This window comes from Desulfonatronospira sp., from assembly GCA_003563255.1.
Lineage (GTDB): Bacteria > Desulfobacterota > Desulfovibrionia > Desulfovibrionales > Desulfonatronovibrionaceae > Desulfonatronospira.
The window spans coordinates 1-7,586 of the sequence record PWSL01000143.1 but is presented as its reverse complement, the minus strand read 5'-3'; the positions used below and the strand labels follow the sequence as shown (position 1 = coordinate 7,586).

The window sequence follows — 7,586 nt, the reverse complement described above, 5'->3', positions numbered from 1 at the left end:
CTCGTTCCCAGGCTCCAGCCTGGAAACGTTTAGTTCTTGCGGCTCCAGCCGCTTCTTCAAAATGTGGCTGGAGCCACAAAAAAGTGATGTCCCCAGGCTGGAGCCTGGGAACAAGAGCAAATATCCTGAAATTAGCAAGCACCTGATTTTATTGCCAATACGATTCTAGTTACTTAGAAGGCTCAGATGAATTTAATCACGCCAGGACTGCTTTCATTGATACTGCTTGTTTTTCTGGCAGGATGCGCTCACACCGGAGCCGACCGCATGAACCTGCATCAGGCCGAACTGCGCCTGGACCTGGCTGAGCGTTATCTCATCGAAGGCGAGCCCAGGCCGGCCCTGGAGCAGTTGCAGCAGGTACAAAATGTGTCCCCGGATAACCCCAGACTTTATTTCAACATGGGGCTGGCTCATACCAGCATGGAAGACTGGGACAGGGCTGCCCGGGAATTTGAAAAGGCCCTGGAACTAAATCCTGATTACGGAGAGGCCTGGAACAATCTGGGCCAGGTGCGGCAGGCCCAGGGCCGCCTACAGGAAGCCAGGCAGGCCTATGAAAAGGCCCTGGAGCTGGAAGGGTACATGACCCCGGAATTTGCATACTATAATCTTGCCACCATATTCCAGGAAAAGGGCGAGACTGAAAAAGCCCTGGAATATGCAGTCAGATCCATTGAAAAAAACAGGCGGTTTGTGCCGGGTTACGAGCTGGCTGGAAGCCTTTACCATGAACTGGATCTTTATGATGAAGCCCTGCGCATCTATGGGCAGGGGGCCCAGGCCAGGCTGGACAATACAGGGCTTGGCCTCATGTATGCCGAGGAACTGGTGCGGGCCGGCAGGATCAGCGAAGCAAAAGTGTGGTTTGAGCGCATAATCGAGCAGAATGATGACTCTGAAGAAGCCCACACGGCCCGGGATTACCTGGAGGCCCTGCGTTAGAGAAAGCGGCCCCTGGATACTCGGGGTAAACCCCTGGGTTTACGACTTTGCAGCCTACAACCTCTGGTCCAGGCCGGCCGGCCTGCTGGTATGCCTGGACATGCTGGCCAAAACTGGAGCGCGCACTGCTCTTATGGACTGCATGGACCGCACCTGGCAGGACCAGACCTGGCCTGCTGCCGGGACCACAGGCACAGGGCGCTATCCCCGCACCGTCCTGCCCAGGCCAGGGGTGCTGGCGGTTGTTCCCCGGCGGTACAGCCGTTACGGCCTTCCCGGGGACAGGGTGGAACAGGCCCTGGCCAGGCTTGATCCTCCTCCGGATCTCATCCTGATCACCTCCATAATGACCTACTGGTATCCGGGCATTTTTGCGGCGGTGCGCATGCTGCGCAGGCTCTGGCCCGGGGTGCCCGTCTGCCTGGGCGGGGTGTATGCCACACTGTGCCGGGAGCATGCCCGGAGCCTGGACGTGGACCTGGTTGTCTCCGGTCCTCTGGAGGAGGAGAACAACTGGGCAAAAGTGTGGAGCCTGCTTGGCTCAAGCCCTCCGAAACTGCCCCGGGATGCGGGCATGAGTCTGGATACCTCGTTTTATGCACAAAGCGGTTATTCCGTGATAATGGGTTCCAGGGGATGCCCCTTCAGGTGCAGCTACTGTTCCGGGTACAAACTTTATCCTGGCTTCAGGCAGGCTGACGCAGGGTTTGTGTTTGAGCATGTAAGGGGTGAGTACATGCGCGGCATCAGGGATTTTGCCTTTTACGACGATGCCCTTCTGGTAAATGCCCGGAACCTGCTTATTCCCCTGCTGGAGAAGATTATATCCAGCGGGCTGGAGATAAGGCTGCACACTCCCAATGCCCTGCACGTGCGCTACCTGGACCTGGAGGTGTGCAGGCTTCTTTACCGGGCCGGACTGCATACCATCCGCCTGGGATTCGAGACCGGGGATTTCGGGTCCCGGCCGGACAAAAAGCTGGGAGAAGATGAATGGTGCCAGGGCATGCACAACCTGCTCCAGGCGGGTTTTACAAGAGAGCAGATGGCCGCTTATGTACTCTTCGGCCTGCCCGGGCAAGGTGATGAAGAGGTTCTGCAAAGCATCCGGGAGGTGCGCAGATGGGGAATCCGTCCCGAGCTTACCCAGTACTCGCCCATTCCCGGCAGCATGATGTTTGAAGAGGCCGTAAAGCACGCCTGGCTGGGCCTGGATGATCCCCTGGCGCACAACAATTCTATCTGGCCGTGTGTACCGGGAGGGTTCACCTGGGAAAAACGCGGATACTGGAATCAAATGGCAGCGGGAGCATGAGTTGCACGCAGATTATTATTGTCTGCCGGGCACTATAACACTACAGTGACACTTAGTGTTAATTATTGCCTCGGCCACCGGGGACAGGCACTTTTGCTAACAATACTGACAGATACACAAAGATTACTAAACAAGGAGTGAAACATGAGTACCATTATGCCGGAGAACAAAAAAGTCAGGCAGGCAGTACAGTGGGTGGACGAGGGAATTCAGGAGGGCAAAAAGCTGGACAGGCTTTTGAGCGAAGCGGGTATGCGTTTTAATCTGGGCCCAAAAGACGAGGAATTCCTGCACAAATTTTTTTCAGAAAAACGAACAGCAGACAGACGATAATTGATGAAGATTCTGCACAGGCAGATCATTAAAGAGGTAGGAATCATTTTCCTGGTTACTCTGGCCTCTATGTTGTCCCTGATAGTCATCGGCCGTATGATTGACCTCAGGGACCTCTTTGTGGGGCAGAATATCCAGGTTCTACACGTTATTAAGTCCTTTTTTTATCTTGGACCTTCGTTCCTAAGCCTGGTGATTCCTATAGCCTGCATGCTGAGTATATTTCTTTGCTTTCTGCGTATGTCGTCGGACCGGGAACTCACCGCTCTGCAGACCAGCGGCATATCCATCAGGAGCCTGGTCTTCTCTCCCCTGCTTTTTTCCATGGGGGCTATGTGCTTTACCCTCTACGTAACACTGCATCTAACTTCCTGGGGGATTGACAACTTTCGGGAGACTGCAGTGGAGATGGTCCGTGAGCAGACCGAAGTTACCATGCAGCCCGGGGTATTCCACCGCATGGTACCGGGCATGGCCATATACGTTCACAACAGGGACCCGGGCACCAGCGAACTAAGAGAGGTTTTCATTTTTGACGAGACAGTTCCAGAGGCCCCCATGACCATTGTTGCCCCCACGGGACGCATGATTAGTGATAAGGAGAAAGGCATGCTTTACTTCATCCTGGATGAAGGTCGAATTTACCGCCAGGACCAGGAGGAACACAGCCTGGTTTCCTTTGGAGAATACAGGCTGCGCCTGGATCTTTTCGGCATTCTTGGCGAGGCGGGTCTGCGGGACAAGCGTCCGGAAGAGATGTCCTGGAGCGAACTGCAGGCATACAAGGATGATGCGGAAGCAGGCAGCCGGAATTACCGCCTGGCTAAGCTGGAAACGCACAAGCGTTTTTCATTGCCCCTGGCATGCCTTATCCTGGGGCTGTTTGCGGTCCCTCTGGGTCTGACCCTGCAGGGCCTGGGCCGCAACTGGGGACTTCTACTGGCCATGAGTTGCTTTCTTGCTTACTATAGCCTGTTTACTGCGGTTTACGGGCTTGGAGAGGCCGGTACCCTGAATGCTGACCTGGCCATGTGGATACCCAACATATTTTTCCTGGTTATGACCCTGGGAGGGGTTTATTTTTATGCCCAGGGCCGCGAGATAGACCTCGGACAGGTTCTGCGAAGCATTGTCCCGGGGTCGCAAAAAAGAGACGGGGATCAAGATAACAATCAACAAAAGCTCTCCAGCATCCGGATATGAGTATTTTAAACAAATACCTTTTGCGCCAGAATCTGTTTTACACTGCTGTCCTGCTTTTTTCCGGGACCATGGTGTACCTGATAGTCGATTTAGTTGGACGTATGAACGCTATGGTGGAAGCAGGCCTGGGGGCGCTCCAGGTGCTGGAGTATTTTGCTTTCAAGTTGCCCCTTATTGTTTCCCAGACCCTGCCTGCCATATTCATGTTGGGGATCCTGATACAACTGGCCGTTATGCATCGCAGCAATGAGCTTGTGGCCATGGAAAGCAGTGCAATTTCCTTCAGAAAGCCGGCTGTTTTTTTTGTCGGGTACGCCCTTGTGGTTTTTTTGCTGCTTGTTGTTTTTTCCGAGGCCCTGGGTGTCAAGGGAGAACAGGTGACAAGACGGATATGGAACGAGGACGTGCGCGACAGGCAGGCTGCGGCACAGGGCCTGGAGGATGTGTGGTTCAAAGACCGGGACTATATGATACATATTGAGAGGGCCTGTATTGAAGAGGGCAGGGGAGAGGAATTTACTGCTTACAAAAGAAGTGATCCGGGCATGATACTGGAGATCATCAAGGCACCCTGGTTTGACATCCACCGGGACATGCTGGTGCTGACTGAGGCAACGGTGTTCAATCCCCACAGTCTGGAAAGGCAAAGCGAGCAGGAGATGGAGATCGAGGTAAATATCGATCTCAGGTCTTTTACCCTGGTGGACTCGGACCTGCCTTACCAGGCCTGGTCCATCATTACCCTGGCCGGGCTGGTGACTCAGCTACGGGAGAGCGGCTCCAACGTGGAAAAGATCTCCACGGCCCTGTACAGCAAGATAGCTTATCCCTTTGCCCTGGTGATCATGACCCTGCTGGCCCTGGCTTTGTTTACCCGGATTAAGAATATTTACGCCCTTGTGACCCTGGGGCTGGTCATTGTCTTTTTTTATTACACGGTTTATGTGTTCGGAGTGGGCTATGCTGAAAAGGGTCTGGTATCTCCATTTTTCGGGGCCTGGACCGCAAACCTGTTTTTCGGGTTCTTAGGCCTCCTGCAGATTTTCTGGGTGGACAGGAGGTGAGTGGGTTTGCTTGAGTTTTATTATGGCCTCTAACAGGGCCTGCTGTCCCTGCCTTGTCCGGGCTGAAAAAAGTAAGGGTTTATGTGCCCGTTCCAGGAGCTTTTGCCAGCGTTTCAGGGCGAGCTGTCTTTGTTTCTGATTGCACTTGTCCGCCTTGGTAAGCACAGGCAACAGCCTGGTCTGCAAGGAGTCCACGTAACGGGCCAGGTCAAGGTCGCTGGACTGGGGCGTAACGCGCGAATCCAGCAAAAGAACCACGCCCGCGAGGTGGGGGTTGTCCTGGAGGTATTCCAGGATGAGCCCGCCCCATTTTTCCCTCTCTGTTTTGGAGCAGCGGGCATAACCATACCCGGGCAGGTCTACAAGGTAAAAATTTTCCTCCGGTGCCAGGTAAAAATTGATGCTCCTGGTTTTTCCCGGAGTGGAACTGGTTTTGGCCAGCTTTTTCTGACCGGCCAGGCAGTTTATCAGAGAGGATTTGCCAACGTTGGAGCGCCCGGCCAGGGCGAGCTGCGGCAGGTCCGGGTAACACAGCTGCTTTGTGGTGTAGGCCGTGGTTTCAATTTTCAGCTTTAAATGCATGGTGATTTTCCTGAAAGAATGTATCTGTTTAGCACTACAATGACACTTTATCTGAACTCGAAGGGGACTGGCTCCAGGAAGAGCCGGTCCCCGAGCCACATGCAAAGCGCTAAACAGATACGAAAGAAGATTGTCGACCGGGTGCAAGACCTTTGCACACTGTCAGAGCGATAACTGTAGTGATGAAATGTTCGGTTGTAAATGCAGACTATGACAATCCCGAGGTGTATATGTGGAAAAACATATTGTTTTTTACTCTGTTGTTGTTCCTGGTGTCCTGCACACGTGAAGAGCCGGTACAGAGCTATTTCTATCTGCTGGGCCCAGGGGAGCGATTCCAGGAGCAGGCCGTCTTTGAATTGAGTCTGGACCAGGAGACGCTGGATAAAGCCCCCCCCCGTGACAGGACGTTCTGGGAGCATGCCGCAGACGAGTGTTTCAGTGTAACCGCCAGAAAGATAATGAGCCGGGAACCACTGGTACGCCCCGGGAAAAAAGGTTCAGTTACTTACGACACCGGTTTTGTTCGTACTTCCGGGGAGATATCGCCCAGGCAGGCTGCCCTCACTGATGAATTACTCCACGAATTCAGTTGCGAGCTGAACATGCTGCCGCACTGGGAGTTGTCAGGTCAAATCGTCGGCTTTGACCGCAATAAGACAGTGGCGGCTACTAATGACAAAGTGGACCTGGTGATGTTTGATAAATATCCTGAAAAAGGCCCGGCTTACTTTTTCATAGCCAGAAGGACCGAAAGGCAGGGCCGGCTTCTTTTGAAGATATTCGGATCAGGCAAGATTCTACAGGCCCTGGGAGGAGGGGCACAAGTGGAATCAGCCACACATGAGTCAGGCACCCTGGCCCGGGGGATGATTCTTGAAACCAGGCGGGAGGTGTTGCCAGGAGACGTGATACTTTTGAGCTTTATGAGAGTAAAGAGTCTGCATGAAAAAGAGCAGCGGGAAGAATATAAAGAGGTCCAGGTGCAGCCGCGTTTGCGTGTTGTTCCCGAAGGGGAAAAAGAATCGTTTGAAAATTCTCGGGGACAGTGGAGGAAAAAATAGTCATGCCTGTGACCAGATTCAGTGTATTGATGGTGAACGGTCCCAACCTCGGCTATATCGGCCGGCGCGATCCAGGTACTTACGGCTTCCGAGGCATGGATGCCGTGCAAACCATACTGGAAAAGGACCGTCAAGGTCTCAGAGACAGGTTAGAACTCAGTTATTTTCAGGCCAACGGCGAAGGCGGGATTATCGACAGGCTGGAAAAGGCCTGGAGGGACGAGGTGCAGGGCCTGGTTATCAATCCCGGGGCATATACCCATACAAGCCTGGCCATTGGAGACTGCCTGGCCTGGATAAACATCCCCCACGTGGAAGTGCACCTGAGCAATGTCTGGAGCCGGGAAGAGATCCGCAGGAAGAATCTCACAGCTGCCCACAGCCTGGGAGTTATTGCCGGTTTCGGCATTATGAGTTATATCCTGGGGCTTGAGGCGCTGGTCTGGCATCTGGATAATCTATAGAATTTAGGGATTTAGGAATTTAGGGATTTAGGGATTTAGGAATTTAGGGATTTAGGGATTGAGGGATTGAGGAATTGAGGAATTCAGGAATTCAGGAATTCGAGGATTGAGGGATTAAGAGCCAGGGGCCCCATGCCCCATGCCGCAAGCTCCATGCCATATAAAGGAGGATGAATGCTTTCCACTACTGATTTCCGCAAAGGACTGAAAATCGAGATCGAGAATGAGCCCTACGAGATCGTTGATTTTCTGCATGTCAAACCCGGCAAGGGCGGAGCTTTCGTGCGCACCAAACTTAGAAACCTGCTTACAGGAGGCATGCTGGACCAGACCTTCCGCTCCGGGGAAAAAGTCGCCAAGCCCGACCTGGAGTCCAGGGATATGCAGTACCTTTACCATGACGGCACCGCTTATGTATTCATGGACATGGGCACATACGAGCAGCTCATGATCGACGATGACAGCCTGGGGGAGAAAGGCGCCTTTCTCAAGGACGGACAGACCGTCAAGGCCCTAATTTACCGAGGTAATCCCATAGACATCGAGATTCCCGTGGCGGTTGTCCTGGAGGTGGCGGAGACCGAGCCGGGTATGAAGGGTGACACCGTAAGCGGCG

The 7,586-nt window shown here is 53.5% G+C and carries 9 protein-coding genes; 8 read left to right on the top strand and 1 reads right to left on the bottom strand.

Annotated features, from left to right (window positions below; translation table 11 throughout):
- Positions 1–186 precede the first annotated feature (186 nt).
- From QZP87_RS03980 to QZP87_RS03960, 5 genes are all read left to right on the top strand, one after another.
- Complete coding sequence (locus QZP87_RS03980; RefSeq protein ID WP_291321624.1) at positions 187–945, top strand: tetratricopeptide repeat protein; 759 nt, start codon at positions 187–189, stop codon at positions 943–945.
- Positions 890–2,260, top strand: a complete 1,371-nt coding sequence (locus QZP87_RS03975; RefSeq protein WP_291321623.1) for a radical SAM protein — start codon at positions 890–892, stop codon at positions 2,258–2,260. The genes QZP87_RS03980 and QZP87_RS03975 overlap by 56 nt, the downstream gene beginning before the upstream one ends.
- A 144-nt stretch (positions 2,261–2,404) precedes the next feature.
- A complete protein-coding gene (locus tag QZP87_RS03970; protein ID WP_291321622.1) occupies positions 2,405–2,593 on the top strand; it encodes a hypothetical protein in 189 nt (62 codons plus the stop codon).
- A gap of 3 nt (positions 2,594–2,596) precedes the next feature.
- Positions 2,597–3,796: an LPS export ABC transporter permease LptF gene (lptF, locus tag QZP87_RS03965; RefSeq protein WP_291321621.1), complete on the top strand. Its 1,200-nt coding sequence runs from the start codon at positions 2,597–2,599 to the stop codon at positions 3,794–3,796.
- Positions 3,793–4,860 (top strand): LptF/LptG family permease, encoded by a 1,068-nt coding sequence (locus QZP87_RS03960; protein WP_291321620.1) that lies wholly within the window; start codon positions 3,793–3,795, stop codon positions 4,858–4,860. Before lptF ends, QZP87_RS03960 begins: the two co-directional genes overlap by 4 nt.
- Here QZP87_RS03960 and yihA read toward each other — a convergent pair.
- Positions 4,822–5,442, bottom strand: a complete 621-nt coding sequence (gene yihA, locus QZP87_RS03955; protein ID WP_291321619.1) for a ribosome biogenesis GTP-binding protein YihA/YsxC — start codon at positions 5,440–5,442, stop codon at positions 4,822–4,824. The two genes, QZP87_RS03960 and yihA, sit on opposite strands and share 39 nt — an antisense overlap.
- Before the next feature lie 230 nt (positions 5,443–5,672).
- On the opposite strand from yihA, the gene QZP87_RS03950 reads away from it, so the two are divergent.
- The 3 genes from QZP87_RS03950 to QZP87_RS03940 all read left to right on the top strand — a co-directional run.
- Positions 5,673–6,506, top strand: coding sequence for a hypothetical protein (locus tag QZP87_RS03950; protein ID WP_291321618.1), 834 nt, complete (start codon positions 5,673–5,675; stop codon positions 6,504–6,506).
- A gap of 2 nt (positions 6,507–6,508) precedes the next feature.
- The gene (locus QZP87_RS03945; RefSeq protein ID WP_291321617.1) at positions 6,509–6,970 is read left to right on the top strand and encodes a type II 3-dehydroquinate dehydratase; all 462 of its coding nucleotides are present in this window, start codon (positions 6,509–6,511) and stop codon (positions 6,968–6,970) included.
- Positions 6,971–7,144: 174 nt separating this feature from the next.
- Positions 7,145–7,586: elongation factor P (locus QZP87_RS03940; protein ID WP_291321616.1), on the top strand; the 442-nt coding region annotated here is incomplete at its 3' end.

Bases quoted from the DNA above. Each gene is read 5' to 3' on its own strand.
- QZP87_RS03980 (WP_291321624.1), top strand. From the start codon at position 187: ATGAATTTAATCACGCCAGGACTGCTTTCATTGATACTGCTTGTTTTT.
- QZP87_RS03960 (WP_291321620.1), top strand. From the start codon at position 3,793: ATGAGTATTTTAAACAAATACCTTTTGCGCCAGAATCTGTTTTACACT.
- QZP87_RS03975 (WP_291321623.1), top strand. From the start codon at position 890: ATGATGACTCTGAAGAAGCCCACACGGCCCGGGATTACCTGGAGGCCC.
- QZP87_RS03950 (WP_291321618.1), top strand. From the start codon at position 5,673: ATGTGGAAAAACATATTGTTTTTTACTCTGTTGTTGTTCCTGGTGTCC.
- QZP87_RS03970 (WP_291321622.1), top strand. From the start codon at position 2,405: ATGAGTACCATTATGCCGGAGAACAAAAAAGTCAGGCAGGCAGTACAG.
- lptF (WP_291321621.1), top strand. From the start codon at position 2,597: ATGAAGATTCTGCACAGGCAGATCATTAAAGAGGTAGGAATCATTTTC.
- yihA (WP_291321619.1), bottom strand. From the start codon at position 5,442: ATGCATTTAAAGCTGAAAATTGAAACCACGGCCTACACCACAAAGCAG.
- QZP87_RS03945 (WP_291321617.1), top strand. From the start codon at position 6,509: ATGCCTGTGACCAGATTCAGTGTATTGATGGTGAACGGTCCCAACCTC.